Genomic DNA, 18,154 nt, shown 5'->3' on the forward strand with positions numbered 1-18,154 from the left:
CGGGTACTTCCTCGGTGCTGCCATGACTCTCATCCTCCCGTGCGATGAGAGCCTCCATCAGACCCGGTACGAGACACCACGACACACACCACCCCCGGAGAAAGCACCAAGCACCACAAGGACGTCCCATTCAGCGATCGACAGCGGGACGCTGTCCGGCCAGCGATCGACTGCGGGACGGCTAGGCGACGTCGCCAGCTGGCGGCCAGAGCGCCGGCCACTGGTCAGTCAGTGGCACGTCGTTGACCGATGTGTCTCTCGTGCCGGAAGCGCTGAGGGAGCCGGCTACGAGCAGACCTGGCTCGGTGAGGTCTCGGCGGTGAGGTGGATGGCGTCGCCGTAGGCGTTGATCGTGGCGGTGACGTCGTACCCGTCGCCGGTCAGCGTCAGCTCGGTCCAGTCGGCAGGGGTGAGCCTCTGGCCGCCGGACCAGCCGAGGTCGCGCAGCTGCTCGGCGATCGACAGCGCCGCCTGCCTGCTCGCGGACGTCGCATCGAGCGCCTGCTCCCCGGTGGCAGTGGAAGGCAGGTCCCAGACCCGTACCGCGGAAGGTTCGTGCGTCTGCCCGCTGTCGACGAAGCAGCCCTCGACGGTGGCGGCTTCGGTGCCGACAGCACTACTGGCCGGGAGCATGACCGCGTCGAAGTCATCAAGCACCGGCGCGAGGCGCTCTTCGACGAGGGCCATGGCCTGCTCATCGACGGCGGCGGCGGCGGGGCCGTCCGAAGGTGTGGTGACCCACCACCACAGTGCGGCGACCGCGGGCACGGCAAGGGCGAGGACGGTCACCAACGCGCCGACGGGGAGCAACCACCACCGTGTCCGGGCGGGTGGCTGGCCCGCGTACCGCGACTCCCGCTGGTCCACCTGCATGTGTCCATGCTGACGGCCGTCGGCCCCATGAATCGGGACCACGCGAGGGCCACACCCGTAGGAGTCATCTGCCAGGGCTCCTGAGCAGCACGTGACTCCGAGCCGAAGGTCTCGGCGCGGTGTTCCGGCCGACGATCGGATGCGGGACGGCGAGGGCGTCGTCGTGGCCAGCGCCTTGAGCGAGCTCCGGCTCGCCGACTGGAAGTCGGCTTACAGGACGCGGCGCGGACGCTGCGCGCCGGGTGTTGCCTAACTCCTGCGGTAGTCCCATTCTGTGGCGGAGCCTGCTGGTGTGGCGGGCGGCGTGCTCGAGGCGGTCAAGGCGTACAGCGCACAGAGGGTCATGGATGCCGGTGAGGTTGGCGGCTGTGATGTCGGGCCACCGTCTGGTGTAGTCCTCGCCGCACTGGCACCCGCTGCTGGCCGTCGTGGGGATGGTGGCGAGCGGTGAGGTAGCCGAAGTCGGGTGCTCGGGTGGTGGGTTTGCGCTGATGCGGCCGTCGTCGGTTGCGATGGTGGAACTCCCAGTGGCCGCGCGGTCCGGGGGATGTGCTTCGTGTCGGTCGATGGTTGCCACGACGGCCCGGCGCGTCGCACCGGGCCGTCGTCGGAGGGGGCGCCGTCCGGAGGAGGACGGCAGGACCCCGCGGGCATCTCAGCCCTGGTCGCGGACCTGCTGGGCCTGGCCCTGCGCCTGGCCCTTGACGTCCTGGGCGCGGTCCTGGGCCTGGCCCTTGACGTCCTGCGCGCGGTCCTGCGCCTGGCCCCTGACCTCCTGCGCGCCGCCCTGGGCCGACTCCTTAACCGACTGCGCGGCCTCCTGCGCGGGCTCCTTAAGCTCCTGCGCCGCGTCCTGCGCCTGGCCCTTCAGGTCGTCGACGAGCGGCTGCGCCTTCTGCTTGGCGCGCTCGGCGGCGTCCTGCTCGGTGCGGCTGGTGGGGATGAGGCCCGCCACGAGGAGGCCCGCTCCGAAGGCCACGAGGCCGGCGGCGAAGGGGTTGCCCCGGGTGCGGTCGGCGGCCTGGTGCGGCGCCGAGCCCACCGCCTCCTTGGCGCTGCCCACCGCGGACCCGGCGCCGTCGCGGCCCGAGTGCGCCGCCGAGTGCGCCTGGTCGCGGGCGTCGTGGGCCTTCCCCATGACGCGCTCCTTGAGGTCGTTGGCGCGGCCCTTGGCCCGGTCCACCTGGCGGTGCGCCTGGGTGGACGGGTTGGCCTCGTGCCCGAGCTCGTCGACGTCGCTGCTCAGCGACGCCCGCGTGCGCTCGATGTCACTGCGGATCTCTTCCGGGCTCTGGCTCATCGGTTCTCCTCCTCGTGCCCCTTGACGGCGTTCGGGATCTTCTGGAGGGACTGCTGCGTCTGGGGCAGGCCCTTGGTCTTCTGGAGCTCGCCGCGGCCGACGACGGCCAGCACCGCGGCGACCACGGCCCAGACGGCCGCCACCACGAGCGCGGACCAGCCGTAGCCGGTGGCGTTCCCGAGGCCCCACCAGAGGGCGATCGAGAGGAAGAGCAGGACGAAGTGCCCGGCGACGCCGGCGCCGCCGAGCATCCCGGCGCCCTTGCCCGCGTGGGCGGCGGACTCCTTGGCCTCCGCCTTGGCCAGGGCGATCTCCTGGCGGACGAGCGTGGACATGTCGGTCGTCACGGCGCTCATCAGCTCGCCCAGCGACCGGTGGTCCTCGGCGCTCGTGGCGTGCCGGGCGTCCGCGGTCTCGCCCGCGGGGTGGGAGCCCTCGGCCCGGGCGCTCACAGCGCCGTCCCGCGCGGGGCGGTCCGCTCCTCGGCGGACGTCCCGGCCGTGCCGGCGCTCTCGGCGGGCAGGTGCGTCCCGCGCGGCTCCACCGTGGCGGCGCCGTAGGTCGCGCCGCCGGTCGTGGGGGTACCGGTCGAGGCGGTGCCCGACGAGGAGCCGGCCCCGGAGTCGGAGCCGGAGTCCTTCAGGCCCCGGCCCAGGCGGCCGGCGAGGACGCCGGCGCCCGCGGCGAGGGCGAGGAAGGTGCCCGGGCGGCGCGCGGCGAAGCGGCGGACGTCGTCGAGGAGCTGGGCGGGCTCGCGGTCCCCGAGCCAGCGGGCCGCGTCGTCGACCCGGTCGGCCGCCTGGCGCGCCAGGTCGGTGACGGGCCCCTGCTGGTCGCTGCCGTCGACCATGCCGCGCAGCTCGCCGGTCACGGCCGACAGCCCCTGGGCGGCCCGGCGCTGCTGCTCGCCGGCGTGCTGGTTCAGCTGCTCGCGGCCCTCGGCGTACAGGTGGCGGGCCTGGGTCCTCGCCTCGTCGGCCGTCTCGCCGGCCTTCTCCCTCGCCGTCCCGGCGACCTCCTGGCCGGCCTGCTTAGCGGAGCCGGCGACCTCCTGGCCGGCGCCCTTCGCGGAGCCGGCGACCTGCTGCCCGGCCTCTTTGGCCTGCTCGCGGGTGCCATCCCCGCTGTCGGTGGTGTGGCTCATCGAGCATCTCCTGTCGTCGTCATGGCTGTGGGCCGGGACGCCTCGCGAGAGGCATCCCGGCCCGGCGGCTACCGCGGTTGCGGTCGTCAGAGGCCGAGCTTGCTCCCGAGCCCGCCCCCGCCACCCAGACCGCCGAGGAGGTCCTTCGGGTCCACGCCGAACTTCTGGAGCAGCCCGGCGTCGCGGTCGGTGTCGACCTGGTCGGGCAGCTCGGAGTCGGCCTGGCCGGCCTGGTCGCCGCCCACCTTGCTCTTGATGAAGTCGATCACCTGCTGCTTGGGGATCTGCACGTCGTCCTCCTCGTCGCGCCGGTCGGCGCTGGTCGGTGCTGCTGGTCGGTCGTGCTGGCCGGTGGTGCTGGGCCGGTCGGCCGTGCTGGTCAGCGGCCCTGGTTGGTGGTGCTCGTGCCGGCGGGAGCCCCGCGGGCCCCCTCGACGTCGACGACCTCGCGGTCGAGGTCGACGACGACGCGCTCGACGCCCTCGACGCGGCGCACCGTCACGGTGACCCGCTCGGCCGGCCTCGTCTCGACGCCGACGACGGGGACCTCCTCGGACAGGACGAGGACCACCTGCTCCTCGCCCGCCGGTGCGCCGTCGCCCGCACCGGGGCCGTTCTCGCCCGGGGCCGCGAGCCGCTCGCCCTCCTCGGGCGGCACCGGCGCGCTCGTGACGACGAGCTCCTCGCGCCGCACCTCGACGTCGACCTCCACCCGCACGGTCTCGGTCCTGATCCGCTTGGCCACCCGCACCCGCTCGACGGGCACGCGGACCCGGCGGGCGACCGCCCGCTCCTCCGAGAGGACCACCTCGGCCGCACCGGCGGCCGGGCGGTCGACCGTCCCGGAGGAACGGGGACGGCGCTCGTCGGTGCCCGTGACGGTCAGCGGCGGTCGGCGTCGCCGGTGCCCCGGCCCGCCGCGCCGGCGTCGGTGGCGTCGCCGTCGACCTCGATCTCCTCGCGGCGCCGGTCCGCGCTCACGGTCTCGGTGTCGGCGACCGTCTCGGTGCCGAGGCGCACGCGCTCGACGGGGACGGTCTCCTTGTCCACGACGGCGCGCTCTTCGTGCAGCGTGACCTCGTGCTCCTCCTCGGTGAGGTCGCCACCGGAGAGCGCCTCGCCCCGGTTCGCGTCCGTGATCGGCTCGCGCTCGACCACGGCCTCCTCACGGCTCACCTGGACCTCCTCGCTCACGCGGTCGGTGACCACGTGCTTGCGCAGACGGGCCCGACCGGACTCGCGCTCCTGGGTGCCGAAGGAGACGCGCTCCTCCGAGCGGGTCATCGCGTCGTCGGTGTTCGGACCGCTCGTGTCGCGGCCCTGTCCGCGAACGCCCTCACCGGCCCCAGCCGTGGTGGTCCCCGGCGTGCCGGTGGTCGTGGTGGTCGTCTCGGTACCGGCGACGGTGCCGGTGGTCTCACCGGTGGTGGTCGCGGCGTCGCCGCTGTCCTCGAGGCCGTAGTAGCGGTAGAGCTCGGCCTCCTGGGCGGGAGACAGGTCCCCGTCCTCCTCCATCCGCGGGGCGTCCTTGATCCGGTCCTTCAGGAAGGGCACCCGGATCTGGTCGCCCTCGACCGCGGCGGCGGCCAGCGGCACGAAGGACTGCGCCGACCCGAACAGGCCGGTCTTGACGGTGACCCACTCGGGCTCACCGCTGGTGTCGTCGAGGTAGACCTGCTCGACGGCACCGATCTTGTCGCCGTTGTTGGACACGACGGTCGCCGCGTACAGGCCCCGGATCTGCTGGTCGCTGGCCATGAGTCCCTACTCCTGAGTTGTCTGGTTGTCAGGTCCGAGGCGGCGGCGTGCCGCCCCGGGCGCGGACCAGGGCCCGGCATCGTGCGAGCACGTGGCCCCTTCGTTCTTACGGCGTAAGACGCTAGGGGCGGTGCGGGGGTGACGCCAACCGAAGACGACGTCGCTGGCGTGGGGGCGCGGGGAGCGCCCTGGAGGCGAGGGCGCCAGTCGTGGACCGCGCAGCGCCAGAGGCCTCAGGTGAGAGCACGGCGGGCCTGGTCGACGCGGGTGATGAGGGTCTCGAGGGCGTCGTCGAACTCATCTCCGAGGTCCTCGACGGCGAGCTTGTCGGCCAGGCGGGTGATGGTGGGGAAGGCCTGCAGGTCGACCTCGGTGCCGTGCAGGTGCTCAACGGGGCTGTCCGGGCTCTGCCCGCTGGTGACCTGCTCGGCCTGGGCGACGGTCTTGCCGGGGGAGACGCCCGCGGCGGCGACGTCAACGAGCAGCCGCCCGACCAGAAAGCTGCCGAAAGCGCGGTAGGCGTAGATGGCCGCCTCGTCGCTGAACCCCCGCGCCAGCAGCCCGGACAAGAACCCCTCGACCCAGCGCAGGCTGCGCAGAGGAGGGCGGATCCACGGGGCCGCGGGGTGGCGGGTCGCCACCAGGGGGAACAGCTGGGGGTGGGTGTGGGCGACGCGGCGGACCCCGGTCGCGATGCGGCGCAGGAAGTCGTCCCAGTCGTCGCCGGGTCCCAGCAGCACCGACGGGTCGGCGTACAGCTGGTCCATCACCCGGTCGACCATCGCGTCCAGCAGCTCTTCGCGGCTGCGGACGTACCGGTACAGCGACATGCCCTCGACCTGCAGGAACGCGCCCAGGCGCCGCATCGACAGCTCGCCGAGGCCGTGCTGGTCGACGTAGTCGATCCCGGCTTCGAGGACCGCGCTACGGCTCAACGGCGGGCGGCGGCGGGTCGACCCGTTGCACCCGCCGGGACCGGCGGGCTCGGGTGGCTGCTCGCGCTTGGACGCCGGTGCCACGGCCGCTGCTCACACCCCTCCGCCGGTCTCGACCCGGCGAGGTGGGCTCCGCCGCCGGGACCCGGTGCTGGGCACCGGGGTCCTATCGAACCAAACTCCCGCCTGCAGCGCCGACCGTCGCGGCGTCCATCGCCGGTAACATCACTGGGGCTCCTGGACGCGCACGCCCCCGGGCTCTTACGGTGTAAGGGAAGAGGCGGCGGGCATGGTCGTGTCCGCACCGTCCTTCACCCGTGCGCTGCTCCAGGAGGACCCTGTCCCATGCCCATCACCGAAGACCAGGCCTTTCTGGTCGCCCGCGCCACCGCCGTGGACCGGCACGGGCAGGTCGTAGGCCCGGTCACGGGCATCTACTACGACGACCACACCGGGGCCCCGGCCTGGGTGTCTGTGCGGGTGACCGGCCAGCACACCGAGAGCACCCGTGGGCAGGATCATGACCAGACGGCGGCCCAGCGCTTCGCGCCACTGGCGTCGGCGTCCTACGCCCGTGGGCGCCTGCACCTGGACGTGACCCATCAGCAGGTGCGGGACGCGCCCACCGATGGCGACGACGACGATCACCTGGACTCCGAGCACGAGGTCGGCCTCTACCGCCACTACGGGCTGTCTCCGGCGGGGGACACCGACGTCGACCCCGACACCGCCAGCACCGCCCGCAGCCGAGCCGACGACACCAACGCCACCCTGCTGCCCCCGGCCGAGTCCTGACCCCGACGACGCCGGCCACCAGGCAGGTCGAGCCCACCATGAGCAGCGGTCCAGGACGCGCCACGGCCCAGGGCCGCAGCGGAGACCGCGCCGCGTCGACCCACGACCAGAGCCAGGCCCTCCGCAGGGCGATCCGGGCTCGCCTGGACGACCCCGACCCAGCCGTCCGCGAGACCGCGGGACGCCGGCTGCGACAGCTGCTGGAGGCGACGCCCCGCGCGATGCCCGACGCAGAGCGGGCGCTGGGGCCGTTCAGCACCCGCCGCCCGCGCTGAGAACCCCCGGGTGCCAGTGCACACCGGCGTCCTCGTCCGCAACTGACGACCCCGCGGCCCCGACGCCCCGCCCGGCTACGCCGGCCACCGCCTTCAACAGTCCAGGAGCGCAGATGACCCAGAGCGCGAACCACCCCGACCACGGCCGTACTGCCGCGCCACACCCCGATGACGAGCGCAAGCCCAACAGCCCCACCGAGATGACCAAACCCACCACCGGGTACGTGCTCAAGCGCGCCGCTTCGGAGTTCACCAAGGACAAGTGCACCGACCTGGCCGCCGCGCTGACCTACTACGCCGTGCTGGCCCTCTTCCCCGCGCTGCTGGCGCTGGTGTCCCTGCTGGGCATCCTCGGCCAGAACGCCAGCGTGCTCGACGCCTTCCAGCAAGTCATCACCGACCTTCTCCCCTCCAGCACCGCGCAGACCATCAACGGCTTCATCGAGAACCAGACCACGACCGCCGGCCTGAGCCTGAGTGTGGTCATCGGCCTGGCCGGGTCGCTGTGGTCGGCCTCGGGGTACGTCGGCGCGTTCTCCCGGGCGATGAACGACGTCTACGAGGTCGAAGAAGGCCGCCCCTTCTACAAGCTGCGGCCCGTCATGCTCGTGATCACCCTGGTGGCGCTGCTGCTCGTCGTGGCCGCCCTGCTCATCCTCGTACTCAGCGGCCCGGTCGCCCAGTCCATCGGCGACGTCCTCGGCCTCGGTACCGCGGCCGTCACCGCCTGGCAGATCGCCAAGTGGCCGGTCCTGCTGCTCGTCGTCGTCCTCGTCGTGGCGATGCTGTACTACGCCACCCCCAACGTGCAGCAGCCGAAGTTCCGGTGGATGAGCCTGGGCGCCTTCATCGCCATCGCGGTCTGGATGCTCGCCTCAGTCGCCCTGGCCGTCTACGTCGCCAACTTCGGCAACTACGGAGCCAAGTACGGCGCCCTAGCCAGCGCCGTCGTACTGCTGCTGTGGCTGTGGATCACCAACCTCGCCCTTCTCTTCGGAGCTGAGGTCGACGCCGAGGTCGAACGCGGACGCGAGCTCCAGGCCGGCATGCCCGCCGAAGACACCGTCCAGCTGTCACCCCGAGACACCACCGCCAGCGACAAGAAGGCCACCAAGCGGCGCCAGGTGGTCGAGCAGGGTCGTCGACTGCGTCGGCGTGGCGAAGGCGACTAGCTCCGAGTAAGCCCTGGGCAGGGGCGCGCGGCAGCGAGGGCGGCGCACGCTCAGCGAACCGGACGCACGTGGTCTTTGACGAGCCTAGGCGGCCTGAGCGGGACGGAGTGGTGTACCGGCGCTTGCGCGAGGAACTGGCTTGCCCCAGGCGAGCGACCTTTCCTTTGTGCACTCAGGTCGCTGACCCCTCGGAGGCTCAGTCCCGCGGCGTTGCGGACGAGAGAGGAAGTATGCACTCGACCTCTCCTCCGGCGTCCAGCTCCTCAGGTCGCCAGCGTCTACCGCCTCGGCCTGGCGCCACATTTGTGCCTGCCCAGACCGCCCAGGTCGATGTCCAAGCCGCGATGGAGGTAGTGCTGGGCGCCGGACTGGTCCGCAGCGTCTTCCAGCCGATCGTGGACCTCGACAGCGGTCGGGTCGTCGCCTACGAGGCGTTGGCGCGCGGCCCCCGGGGCAGCGCGCTCGAGCGCCCGGACCACCTCTTCGCCGCGGCCCGCGCGGAGGGCCTGCTCGCCGAGCTGGACGCCGCCTGCCGCGAGGCCGCCTTCCGCGGAGCGCTCGAGCAGCAGCTGCTCGCGCCGCTCACCCTCTTCGTCAACGTCGAGCCCGAGGTGCTCGACAGCGCCCCGCTCGACGACCTCCTCGCCATCGCCGCCGGCGCCCCGGGGGACCTGCGCGTGGTCGTGGAGATCACCGAGCGGGCCCTCGCCCACCGGCCGGCGGAGCTGCTGCGCACGGTCGACCGGGTCCGCGAGATCGGCTGGGGCATCGCGCTCGACGACGTCGGCGCGGACGCGATGTCGCTCGCCTTCATGCCGCTGCTGCGCCCCGACGTCGTCAAGCTGGACCTGCGCCTCGTGCAGGAGCGCCCCGGGCCCGCCGTGGCGCAGATCATGAACGCCGTCAACGCCTACGCCGAGTCGTCCGGCGCCGTGGTCCTCGCCGAGGGCATCGAGGACGAGCGGCACCTGCGGGTCGGCCGCGCCCTCGGGGCGCGCCTCGGCCAGGGCTGGCTCTTCGGGCGGCCCGCGCCGGGGCCCGCTCCCGCCTTCGAGGTCGGCGAGCTCGTGCTGCCGCCCCGCGCCGCCGTCGACCTCGCCGCGACGTCGCCGTTCGCCCTGCTGCAGGCGCACCACGAGCTGCGCCGCTCGCCCAAGCAGCTGCTCATCGAGCTGAGCAAGCAGCTCGAGCGGGAGGCGCTGCGCCTGGGCGAGACCGCCGTCGTCGCCTCCACCTTCCAGGAGGCCAAGCACTTCACGCCCGCCACCGCCGCCCGCTACCGCGACCTCGTCGAGCGCACGGGCTTCGTGTGCGCCCTGGGGAAGGGCCTGCCCGCGGAGCCTATCGCGGGCCTGCGGGGCACGACGCTGGCGGCCGACGACGCGGTCCGCGGCGAGTGGGACGTCGTCGTCCTCGGCCCGCACTTCAGCGCGGCCCTGCTCGCCCGCGACCTCGGCGACACCGGCCCCGACGCCCAGCGCACGTTCGAGTACGCCCTCACCTACGAGCGCGCCACCGTCGTCGACGCCGCGCGGTGCCTGCTCTCGCGGGTGGCCCCGCGCCAGCACGTGCCGTCGATCACCGAGAACGACCAGCAGCGACCAAGTGCCGGTGAGGACGCGCGCATGGGCGCCGGTCGCGGGGGCGGAGCGGGGACCCCCGCCCGGTCAGCGCCTGCGGTAGTCGCCACGCCGGCCGGTGAGGCGCTCCTGCACCGGGCGCTCGCCGCCACCACCAGCGGAGTCGCGATCGCGGACATGCGGCGCCCCGACCAGCCGCTCGTCTACGCCAACAAGGCCTTCGAGCAGCTCTCGGGCATGGCCGTCGAGGACGTGCTCGGCCGCAACTGCCGCTTCCTGCAGGGCGAGGACACCGACCCTAGTGTGGTGCAGCAGATCCGCGAGGCCATCACCTCTGCTCAGGAGTGGCGTGGCGTCCTGCTGAACTACCGGGGGCCCGAGCGGGCGCCGTGGTGGAACGAGATCTACCTCGCCCCCGTCCTCGGCGCGGACGGGAAGGTGCTCCAGTACATCGGGGTCCAGAACGACGTCACCGCCCGGGTACAGGCGCAGCGGGCCCTCGAGACCGAGCGCGACCGCGCCCGGGCCCTCGTCGAGCAGGTCGAGCGCCTCGCCTACACCGACCCGCTGACCGGGCTGAAGAACCGCCGCCGGCTCGAGGAGCGCGTGGAGGCGGCGCTGTGGGACGCGCGCCTGGCCGGCCACGCGGTCGCGCTCCTCTTCTGCGACCTCGACGGGTTCAAGGCCGTCAACGACCAGCACGGCCACGCGGTGGGCGACGAGCTGCTCGTGGCCCTCGCGCGGCGCATCCGGGAGGCGATCCGGCGCACCGACCTGCTCGCGCGCCTCGGCGGCGACGAGTTCCTCGTCGCGCTGCCGGCGCTCGACCCGGAGACCGCCGAGGAGGACGCCGAGCGCGTGGCCGCGGCCGTCGCCGCCGCCGTGGCCCGCCCCGTCGACCTCGGCGGGCGTCGGGTCGCCGTCGGCGCCAGCATCGGCCTCGGCCTCAAGCAGTGAGCTTCGAGACGTCAGTGCCCCGGGACGGGCCTCCGTCCTCCAGCAGCGTCGCCGTGCTACTGAAGCTGGTGGCGTCGCCTCAGCGACCGCTTCCCCGGCGAGCGTCCGTGTGCCTGCTGACTCCGACCCTGGAACGTCTCAGGCCCCGGCCGGTATGACCGACGAGGACGACAGCGCCCGTCCGCCACGGCGGCGGGTGTTGCGCGGCCCCTGCCCCCGGCCGTCGGAGCTGGCACACGCCGTCCTCGTCGTCCGGCGGGGCGGTCTTCACCCGAGGCAGGAGCCGCCATGTTCGCCAGGCCCGTCACCGCCACCACCGCCCGGCTGCGGGAGGAGACGGCGGCCTACCAGGCCGACGTGGGCGCCTTGGTCGACGTCGTGCGCGCCGTCGGCGACGCCGGCTCGGCTCAGGAGGCCGTGCGTGCGGCGCTGGAGGCGGTCCGGTCACGGTTCGGGTGGGCCTACGGCTCCTACTGGGCCCTGGACCCGGCCGCGGGGGTGCTGCGGTTCTCCCAGGACAGCGGCGAGGTCGGGCCGGAGTTCCGGCAGGTCACCCAGGACGCCACCTTCGCCGAGGGCGTCGGGTTGTCCGGGCGGGCGTGGCGCCGCCGGGAGCTGGTGTTCGTGGCCGACCTGGCCGAGCTGACCGACTGCGTGCGCGCCCCGGCCGCCCGGCGCGCGGGCGTGCGCAGCGGCATCTGCTTCCCCGTGCTGGAGGGCGGGCGCGTCGTGGCCACGATGGACTTCTTCACCACCGAGCACCTGAGCCCGTCCCCGGGGCGCCTGGACGTGCTGCGCTCGGTCGCGGTCCTGGTCTCGCGGGCGCTGGAGCGCCTGCACGAGGTGGTGCGGCAGGAGAAGGCCGCCCAGGACGTCGACGCCGTCTCCACGGTGCTGCGCGAGCTCACCACGGCGACCAGCGAGGAGCAGGCCCTGCGGGTGGCGCTGGAGACCATCCGCCGGGACTTCGACTGGCAGTACGGCTCGTTCTGGCGCCTGGACGAGGCCGCCCAGGTGCTGCGGTTCGCCACCGAGTCCGGCGACGCCGGGCCTGAGTTCCGCCAGGTCACCCTCGCAGCCTCCTTCGCCCGCGGCGTCGGCCTGTCCGGGCGGGCCTGGGAGCGCGGAGACCTGGTGTTCGTCGAGGACCTCGGCGAGCTCACCGACTGCGTGCGCCGCCCCGCCGCCCAGCGGGCCGGGGTCAAGTCCGGGGTGTGCCTGCCCATCACCGTCGGTGGGCACCTGATCGGCACGATGGACTTCTTCGCCACCCGCACCCTGCTGATGGCCGACAGCCGGATGAGCGCGCTGCGCAACACCGCCTTCCTCGTCGGGCAGGCCCTGGAGCGCTTCGCCGCCGAGGACCGCCTGCGCACCGCCGGGCAGGAGCTGCTGACCTCGATCGGGGAGGTCGAGCGCGGCGTGGTGTCCGCGACCGACGTCGCCGGCCGCTCCGGGGCGCTGACCCAGGAGGCCAACGCCCAGGTCGAGGCCCTCGGGCGCGCCAGCGCGGAGATCCACGACGTCGTCGCGACCATCCAGTCCATCGCCGCCCAGACCAAGCTGCTGGCGCTCAACGCGACCATCGAGGCCGCCCGCGCCGGAGAGGCCGGCAAGGGCTTCGCCGTCGTCGCCGGAGAGGTCAAGAGCCTGTCGGGGGAGACCGAGCGCGCCACCGGCGACGTCGACACCCGGGTGCAGTCCATCCAGGAACGCGTCGACGCCGTCACCACCTCCCTGGCCGAGATCCACACCGCCGTCGCCGAGATCAACGACGTCCAGACCATGATCAGCGGCATCCTCACCGAGCAGCTGGCCGTGACCCGGGCCATCCTCGGCTGACCTCGGCTGACCTCGGCTGACCTGGGCTGACCTCGGGTGACCGCGACCACGACCACGACGACGACCGCGGGGACCGAGGACCGTGGACACCGGTGAGCACCGACAGCCCAGCCCACCCGCGCAGCAGCCCCCGCCGTCCCCGGCGGAGGAGCCAGGGCCGGGGGAAGGCGAGGCAGCCCCGGAGGCCATCACGATGGAGGAGTACGCGCGGTCGGTGCTGGCGCCCACGCGGCGGCGCCGGGTCCTGGTCCGCGGGTGCGACCTGTGCCGCCGGGACTGCGACTACCTGCCCGGCCTACCCGCCGCCGGCCGCACGCGCCACCGTGCCCGATGGGTCTGCCCCGAGCACGGTGAGCGCCCGAGCCCGGTGCTGCTGCGCCGCCCCGCCGCCGGCGAGGCCCTCTGGACCTGAGGTGCCAGCGGGCGACCGCCGCCCCGCCGCCTGCGCCGACCGCACTCCCCTGGCCTCGGGCGGCGCCCACCCGCTACCGGCCCGTCATCTGCGGGGCGGGGGGACGGGACGCACGGGGGCGACGGACGGGGCAGACCCATGCGGTGATCTTGTCTTCCCGGGGCTCAGGGGCGCAGGCCGTGCCGCCGATGGGCTCCTCGACGTCCAGCACAGGGAAATGGGTGAGAAGTGTGGTGACGACGGGACCCGGACCGACCGGTGGCGCCGTGGCACGCAGCGCGGTGTTCGCCACCGCGTTCGCGGCCGCGGTCCTGGCGGGGCGCCTGACGGTGATGGACGGCACCAGCCTCAGCCTGGTCTGGCCCGCCGCGGGCGTGGCGGCCGTGTGGTTCGCCGTGCAACGCCGCGCCGGCACCCTGGTCCTCGACGTGGCCGCCCTGGCGCTGATCACCTTCGTGCTGAACCGGGCGACGGGCGCCTCGGGAGCCCTGTCCGGGTGCTTCGTGGCCGCCAACCTCCTGCAGGTCACCCTGGTGCAGGCCCTGCTGCACCGGTGGGCCCCCGACCTGTGGGGGGCCGGTGGCCGCCGGCCGTTGACCGGCACCCGGCACCTGATCGCGCTGCTGGGCGCCGCGGCCGTCGCCAGCGCTGGCGGCGCGCTGGTCGGTGTGGTCGGCGCCGGCCTGCTCACCGGTCAGTGGTCGACGCTGACCGCCGCGGTGTGGCTGGTCCGCAACAGCGTCAGCCTGGTGCTGGGTCTGACCGTCGGCCTGCGGGTGGGCTACCTGGCCACCGCCTGGCGCAGCGGCCGCCGCGGCGCGGGCGCGGTCCCAGCACCGGTGATGCGCGCCGAGCTGCCCTGGCAGCGGCTCGGACGCGCCGGCGCCGGCGAGCTGACCGGCCTGCTGGTCGTCTCGGGCGTGGCCTACCTCGTCATCTTCGACGTGCTGCAGACCCTGCCGATCGCCTTCCCGCTGCTGGTGGTGACCGTGTGGGCGGCGCTGCGGTTCGACACCACCGTGGTCGCGCTGCACTCCCTGGCCGTCGGGGTCCTCGCCGTGGTCTTCACCCTGGGCGGTGACGGCCCGTTCGCCTTCGTCGACGACGACGCCCTCACGGCCCTGCTCGTGCAGGCCTTCGTCGGGATGGTCGCCGTCCTGGGCCTGGTCCTGGCCCTGGGCCGGGACGAACGCCAGGTGCTGCTGGGCCAGGTCCGCGCCCAGGCCGCCGAGGCCGACCAGCGCACCGAGCACGCCCGCGTCCTGGCCGGTGCCGCGCGGCTGCTGCACACCTCCGCACAGGTCCGCACCGACATCTGCCGCGCGGCCCAGCAGATCACCGGCGCGGACCTGGTCCACCTCCTCGAGCCCGACGGTGCCGGCAACATCACCACCACCGCCAGCACCGGGGCGGACACCACCCCGGCGACCTTCGCCCTGGACGGCGAACCGTCCCTGACCGCCCGCGCCTTCCGCACCGGCCGCGCGCACTTCCTCGCCGACGTCCGGCAGGCCCCGCACCTGTCGGCGCCCGTGCGTCACCTCGCCGGGTTCGCCTCCGCGGCCTGGCAGCCCGTACGCAGCCACCGGCAGGAGTCCCTCGGCGTGCTGACCCTGGTCTGGCACCGACCCCTGGCGGCCCTGCCGGACCACGTGCCGCCCATGCTGGAGACCCTGGCCAGCGAGGCCGCCGCCGCCGTCGAACGCGAGGACCTGCTCGCCCGCCTGGCCCAGGCCGCCGACCACGACCCCCTCACCGGCCTGGTCAACCGGCGCCGCTGGGACACCGCGACCGCCACCGAGACCGCCCGAGCCCGCCGCAGCGGGCAGCCCCTGACGATGGCGATCGTCGACCTGGACCACTTCAAGGCCTACAACGACACCCACGGCCACCTGGCCGGTGACGAGCTGCTGCGCGCCTTCGCCCACGCCGCCACCGCCCAGCTGCGCGACATCGACGTCCTCGCCCGCTGGGGCGGGGAAGAGTTCGCCCTCGCCCTGCCCGGCTGCACCCCCCAGCAGGCCCTCACCGTCGCCGCCCGCATCCACGCCGCCGTCCCGGCCGGGCAGACCTGCACCATCGGCCTGGCCCGCTGGACCCCCGGCGAGGACGCCGCGCAGGTCATGCGCCGCGCCGACGCAGCCCTGTACGCCGGCAAGAACGGCGGCCGCGACACCACCGTCACCGCCCCCGACCCCCTGCCCCGGCAGACCCGACCAACGCTCACACCCACCCCGAGCACCCGGTGACCACACCCGGTGACCACCCCGGTGACCGCAACCAGGTCACCCGCCGGTAGCAGGCCCCTCGCTCGGCCACCAGGGTGGCCCACCGGCCGCTGCGCCGATCAGGTATCACCCCTGCACCCACCCCGACCGACAACTACCGTGGAGGGACTCGACCGCCCTCGACCCAGCCGGTCCGGCACACCCCAGGACACCGCCCGCTCACCGGGCCGGGTCCCGCCGGCCCGTGCGCCGACCGGCGCGAGAGGAGCGGTAGTGCACCCCACCGACGACGCCCACCACGCACCTGGCCCGGCGAGCACCCGTCCACCCGAGCGCGGCGACACCCGTCCACCCGAGCGCGGCGACCTCGTCGCCGTCCTCGACGAGGTCGCCGCCCTCGGGCAGGAGAGGACCAAACAAGGTGTCCTCGAACGCCTGGTCGACCTCACCCGGGCCCTGACCGGCGCCCGCTTCGGCATCGCCCTGCTGACCGGCCCCGACGGGCGTCCCACCGCCATGGCCCACCAAGGCATGACCACCGCACAGGTCACCGCCATGCCACGCCTGCCGCGCCCCCTGGGCCTGCTCGGCCTGGTCCTGGCCGGGCAGACCCTGCGCCTGGAGGACCTGCGCAGCCACGGCGAAGGAGTCGGCCTGCCACCGGGGCACACCCCGATGGCCGCCCTGCTCGGCACACCGCTGACCCACCACGAGGACGTCATCGGCGGGCTCTACCTGTCCCACCCACCCGGCCGGGGTCACTTCGACGCCCGCGACCAGGCCCTGGTCGCCGCCCTGGCCCTGCACGCCGGCGCCTGCCTCGGGGCGCTGCGCGCGGCCCGCCAATCCCACGAGCTGCTCACCGCGATGGCCACCAGCGGCCCCGACCACGACGTCGCCCACCACACCGACGCCCACCACACCGGCGCCCACCCCGGGATCTCACCGGTCGTCCGCCGCCTGGTCGCCGCCGCCCGCACCACGGTCGGGCTGCAGACCACCGCGCTCACCCGCATCCAGGGCAGCACCCAGACCTTCGTCGCCGTCGACACCACCGACGCCACCCCTCGAACGCCGCACGCCGCCCACCCCGGCATGCTCGCCGAGGGCACCACCATCGACGTGACCCAGGGCTACTGCGGGCTCGTGCTCGACCACACGCTGCCCGCCACCGTCCCCGACGTACGAGCCCACCCCCTCCTAGGACCGATGCCCGTCACCGACGCCCTCGGCGTCGGCGCCTACTGCGGGGTCCCCGTCCCCCTGCCCGACGGCAGCACCTACGGCACCCTGTGCGGGCTCGGACCCGACCCCACCGAACCCCTCAGCAGCACCCAGCTCGGCGCCCTGACCGCCCTCGCCGAGCTCATCGGCGCCCAGATCGCCCGCGAGAACCACCACCGCGCCGACCAGCGCAACCAGCAGCAGGCCTTCGCCCCCTACCTCGACGGACAACGACGCGCCACCGTCCTGCAACCCATCGTCGACCTGGCCACCGGCGCCCCCGCCGGGTACGAAGCCCTGACCCGCTTCACCGACCCCGCCGGCGCACCCCGCCGACCCGACCTCGTCTTCGCCGAGGCCGGCCGCCTCGGCCTGGGCGTCCAGCTCGAGCAAGCCACCGCCGCCGCCGCCCTCAGCTGGCTGCCGCACCTCCCCCCAGGCCGCTACCTGTCGGTCAACCTCTCCGCCCAAGCCCTGCTGCACCCAGCCACCCGCGACCAGCTCACCACCGCCGCCACCCAGACCACCCACCAGCTCGTGGTCGAGCTCACCGAGCACGACCACGTCGAGGACTACCCCGCCCTCGTCCGCGTCCTCGACGAACTACGCGCCCGCGGGATCCGCCTGGCCATCGACGACACCGGCGCCGGCTACGCCAGCCTGCAGCACCTGACCCGCCTACACCCCGACATCGTCAAGCTCGACCTCACCTTCGTCCGCGACATCGACACCGACCCCGCCCGCCGCGCCATCGCCCGCGCCCTCATCGGCCTGACCACCGAGATCGGCGCCCACCTCGTCGCCGAAGGCATCGAAACCCCCGCCGAGCGCAACACCCTCACCCAGCTCGGCGCCACCCACGGCCAGGGCTACCACCTCGCGCGCCCCGCACCCCCCACCGACCACCTACCCCAGCACCCCACACCCCCACGACAGCGACCAGCCACCGAAGACCAACACCCCACCACGCCACCCACAACAACCACCCCAGCCCCGACCAACCGCCCCGCGCCGAGCGCGCCCACCTGAGCAACACCAGCACCACTGTCGCCCTGGCTCTTATAGAGGCTCGAGCGTTGGGAAGTCGACCTCGGTGTGGTCGGTCCCGGTGGCAGCGTAGAAGGCCGCCTCGTGCTCCAGTGGTGGGACGTCGCCGAGGTAGCCGTGCAGCCGGGTGGTGTTGTGCCAGTGCACCCAGCTGAGGGTGGCGAGCTCGACGTCCTCGACGCTCTTCCATGGCCCCGGGCGGGCGGGCCCGCGGATCAGCTCGGCCTTGTAGTAGCCGTTGACCGTCTCTGCCAGGGCGTTGTCGTAGGAGTCCGCGACCGTCCCGATCGACGGGACGGCGCCGATCTCGGCGAGGCGTTCGCCGTAGCGCAGCGACGTGAATTGACTGGGTTCAACCGGTCGATGCAACACCGGCCTGGTGCAGCGACCGTAGCTGCTCGTCGAGAGCCTCGGCGGGGGTGCGCCAGCCGAGGACCTTCCGGGGTCTGCTGTTGACGGCTGCCTGTACCGCGAGCAGGTCGTCGTGGGTCCACCGGGACAGGTCGGTGCCCTTGGGGAAGTACTGGCGCAGGAGTGGACTGCACCCCGAAAGTTGGACTGAGAACGAGAGACTACGCCGCGACGGGGGCCAAGGTAAGGTACTCATCGGGG

General features: G+C 73.8%; 16 protein-coding genes and 2 pseudogenes. 8 read left to right on the forward strand and 10 right to left on the reverse strand.

Features of this window, described 5'->3' with window-relative positions; genetic code table 11:
* Nucleotides 1–285: 285 nt before the first annotated feature.
* The 8 genes from Q0848_RS18430 to Q0848_RS18465 all read right to left on the reverse strand — a co-directional run bounded on the left by Q0848_RS18430 (nucleotide 286) and on the right by Q0848_RS18465 (nucleotide 6,010).
* A complete protein-coding gene (locus tag Q0848_RS18430) occupies nucleotides 286–873 on the reverse strand; it encodes a hypothetical protein (RefSeq protein ID WP_299040235.1) in 588 nt (195 codons plus the stop codon).
* Between the two features lie 655 nt (nucleotides 874–1,528).
* Nucleotides 1,529–2,173 (reverse strand): DUF3618 domain-containing protein, encoded by a 645-nt coding sequence (locus Q0848_RS18435; protein WP_299040237.1) that lies wholly within the window; start codon nucleotides 2,171–2,173, stop codon nucleotides 1,529–1,531.
* Complete coding sequence (locus Q0848_RS18440) at nucleotides 2,170–2,529, reverse strand: phage holin family protein (protein ID WP_366146679.1); 360 nt, start codon at nucleotides 2,527–2,529, stop codon at nucleotides 2,170–2,172. The genes Q0848_RS18435 and Q0848_RS18440 overlap by 4 nt, the downstream gene beginning before the upstream one ends.
* Nucleotides 2,530–2,621: 92 nt before the next feature.
* On the reverse strand, nucleotides 2,622–3,317 hold the full coding sequence (locus tag Q0848_RS18445; RefSeq protein WP_299040241.1) for a hypothetical protein: 696 nt from the start codon (nucleotides 3,315–3,317) through the stop codon (nucleotides 2,622–2,624).
* An 86-nt stretch (nucleotides 3,318–3,403) separates the two neighbouring features.
* A complete protein-coding gene (locus Q0848_RS18450) occupies nucleotides 3,404–3,607 on the reverse strand; it encodes a hypothetical protein (protein ID WP_299040242.1) in 204 nt (67 codons plus the stop codon).
* Nucleotides 3,608–3,696: 89 nt separating this feature from the next.
* Nucleotides 3,697–4,203 carry a DUF2382 domain-containing protein gene (locus tag Q0848_RS18455; protein WP_299040265.1) on the reverse strand — a complete coding sequence of 169 codons (507 nt, stop codon included), beginning with the start codon at nucleotides 4,201–4,203 and terminating at the stop codon, nucleotides 3,697–3,699.
* Entirely contained in the window at nucleotides 4,200–5,075 is an 876-nt protein-coding gene (locus Q0848_RS18460; protein ID WP_299040244.1) for a PRC and DUF2382 domain-containing protein, read from the reverse strand. Before Q0848_RS18460 ends, Q0848_RS18455 begins: the two co-directional genes overlap by 4 nt.
* Before the next feature lie 233 nt (nucleotides 5,076–5,308).
* Entirely contained in the window at nucleotides 5,309–6,010 is a 702-nt protein-coding gene (locus tag Q0848_RS18465; RefSeq protein WP_299040246.1) for a TetR/AcrR family transcriptional regulator, read from the reverse strand.
* 345 nt (nucleotides 6,011–6,355) lie between these two features.
* Here Q0848_RS18465 and Q0848_RS18470 point away from each other — a divergent pair, with 345 nt between their 5' ends.
* The 8 genes from Q0848_RS18470 to Q0848_RS18505 all read left to right on the forward strand — a co-directional run bounded on the left by Q0848_RS18470 (nucleotide 6,356) and on the right by Q0848_RS18505 (nucleotide 17,524).
* The gene (locus Q0848_RS18470; RefSeq protein WP_299040248.1) at nucleotides 6,356–6,805 is read left to right on the forward strand and encodes a hypothetical protein; all 450 of its coding nucleotides are present in this window, start codon (nucleotides 6,356–6,358) and stop codon (nucleotides 6,803–6,805) included.
* Between the two features lie 38 nt (nucleotides 6,806–6,843).
* Complete coding sequence (locus Q0848_RS18475; protein WP_299040250.1) at nucleotides 6,844–7,080, forward strand: hypothetical protein; 237 nt, start codon at nucleotides 6,844–6,846, stop codon at nucleotides 7,078–7,080.
* A gap of 113 nt (nucleotides 7,081–7,193) precedes the next feature.
* Complete coding sequence (locus Q0848_RS18480; protein ID WP_299040252.1) at nucleotides 7,194–8,252, forward strand: YihY/virulence factor BrkB family protein; 1,059 nt, start codon at nucleotides 7,194–7,196, stop codon at nucleotides 8,250–8,252.
* A 305-nt stretch (nucleotides 8,253–8,557) separates the two neighbouring features.
* The gene (locus Q0848_RS18485; RefSeq protein WP_299040255.1) at nucleotides 8,558–10,789 is read left to right on the forward strand and encodes an EAL domain-containing protein; all 2,232 of its coding nucleotides are present in this window, start codon (nucleotides 8,558–8,560) and stop codon (nucleotides 10,787–10,789) included.
* A gap of 288 nt (nucleotides 10,790–11,077) precedes the next feature.
* Nucleotides 11,078–12,631 carry a GAF domain-containing protein gene (locus Q0848_RS18490; protein ID WP_299040257.1) on the forward strand — a complete coding sequence of 518 codons (1,554 nt, stop codon included), beginning with the start codon at nucleotides 11,078–11,080 and terminating at the stop codon, nucleotides 12,629–12,631.
* A 193-nt stretch (nucleotides 12,632–12,824) separates the two neighbouring features.
* On the forward strand, nucleotides 12,825–13,043 hold the full coding sequence (locus Q0848_RS18495; RefSeq protein ID WP_299040259.1) for a hypothetical protein: 219 nt from the start codon (nucleotides 12,825–12,827) through the stop codon (nucleotides 13,041–13,043).
* Between the two features lie 266 nt (nucleotides 13,044–13,309).
* The gene (locus Q0848_RS18500) at nucleotides 13,310–15,292 is read left to right on the forward strand and encodes a diguanylate cyclase domain-containing protein (RefSeq protein WP_299040261.1); all 1,983 of its coding nucleotides are present in this window, start codon (nucleotides 13,310–13,312) and stop codon (nucleotides 15,290–15,292) included.
* Between the two features lie 252 nt (nucleotides 15,293–15,544).
* A complete protein-coding gene (locus Q0848_RS18505) occupies nucleotides 15,545–17,524 on the forward strand; it encodes an EAL domain-containing protein (protein WP_299040263.1) in 1,980 nt (659 codons plus the stop codon).
* 30 nt (nucleotides 17,525–17,554) lie between these two features.
* Here Q0848_RS18505 and Q0848_RS18510 read toward each other — a convergent pair.
* A pseudogene (locus tag Q0848_RS18510) lies at nucleotides 17,555–17,890 on the reverse strand (integrase core domain-containing protein); the annotation flags it as partial.
* Nucleotides 17,891–17,894: 4 nt separating this feature from the next.
* Nucleotides 17,895–18,083, reverse strand: a pseudogene (locus tag Q0848_RS18515) (IS30 family transposase); the annotation flags it as partial.
* Nucleotides 18,084–18,154 lie beyond the last annotated feature (71 nt).

The organism is uncultured Pseudokineococcus sp. (assembly GCF_947495735.1).
GTDB lineage: Bacteria > Actinomycetota > Actinomycetes > Actinomycetales > Quadrisphaeraceae > Pseudokineococcus.

Bases quoted from the DNA above. Each gene is read 5' to 3' on its own strand.
- Q0848_RS18430 (WP_299040235.1), bottom strand. From the start codon at position 873: ATGCAGGTGGACCAGCGGGAGTCGCGGTACGCGGGCCAGCCACCCGCC.
- Q0848_RS18475 (WP_299040250.1), top strand. From the start codon at position 6,844: ATGAGCAGCGGTCCAGGACGCGCCACGGCCCAGGGCCGCAGCGGAGAC.
- Q0848_RS18440 (WP_366146679.1), bottom strand. From the start codon at position 2,529: ATGAGCGCCGTGACGACCGACATGTCCACGCTCGTCCGCCAGGAGATC.
- Q0848_RS18445 (WP_299040241.1), bottom strand. From the start codon at position 3,317: ATGAGCCACACCACCGACAGCGGGGATGGCACCCGCGAGCAGGCCAAA.
- Q0848_RS18480 (WP_299040252.1), top strand. From the start codon at position 7,194: ATGACCCAGAGCGCGAACCACCCCGACCACGGCCGTACTGCCGCGCCA.
- Q0848_RS18495 (WP_299040259.1), top strand. From the start codon at position 12,825: ATGGAGGAGTACGCGCGGTCGGTGCTGGCGCCCACGCGGCGGCGCCGG.
- Q0848_RS18470 (WP_299040248.1), top strand. From the start codon at position 6,356: ATGCCCATCACCGAAGACCAGGCCTTTCTGGTCGCCCGCGCCACCGCC.
- Q0848_RS18460 (WP_299040244.1), bottom strand. From the start codon at position 5,075: ATGGCCAGCGACCAGCAGATCCGGGGCCTGTACGCGGCGACCGTCGTG.
- Q0848_RS18490 (WP_299040257.1), top strand. From the start codon at position 11,078: ATGTTCGCCAGGCCCGTCACCGCCACCACCGCCCGGCTGCGGGAGGAG.
- Q0848_RS18435 (WP_299040237.1), bottom strand. From the start codon at position 2,173: ATGAGCCAGAGCCCGGAAGAGATCCGCAGTGACATCGAGCGCACGCGG.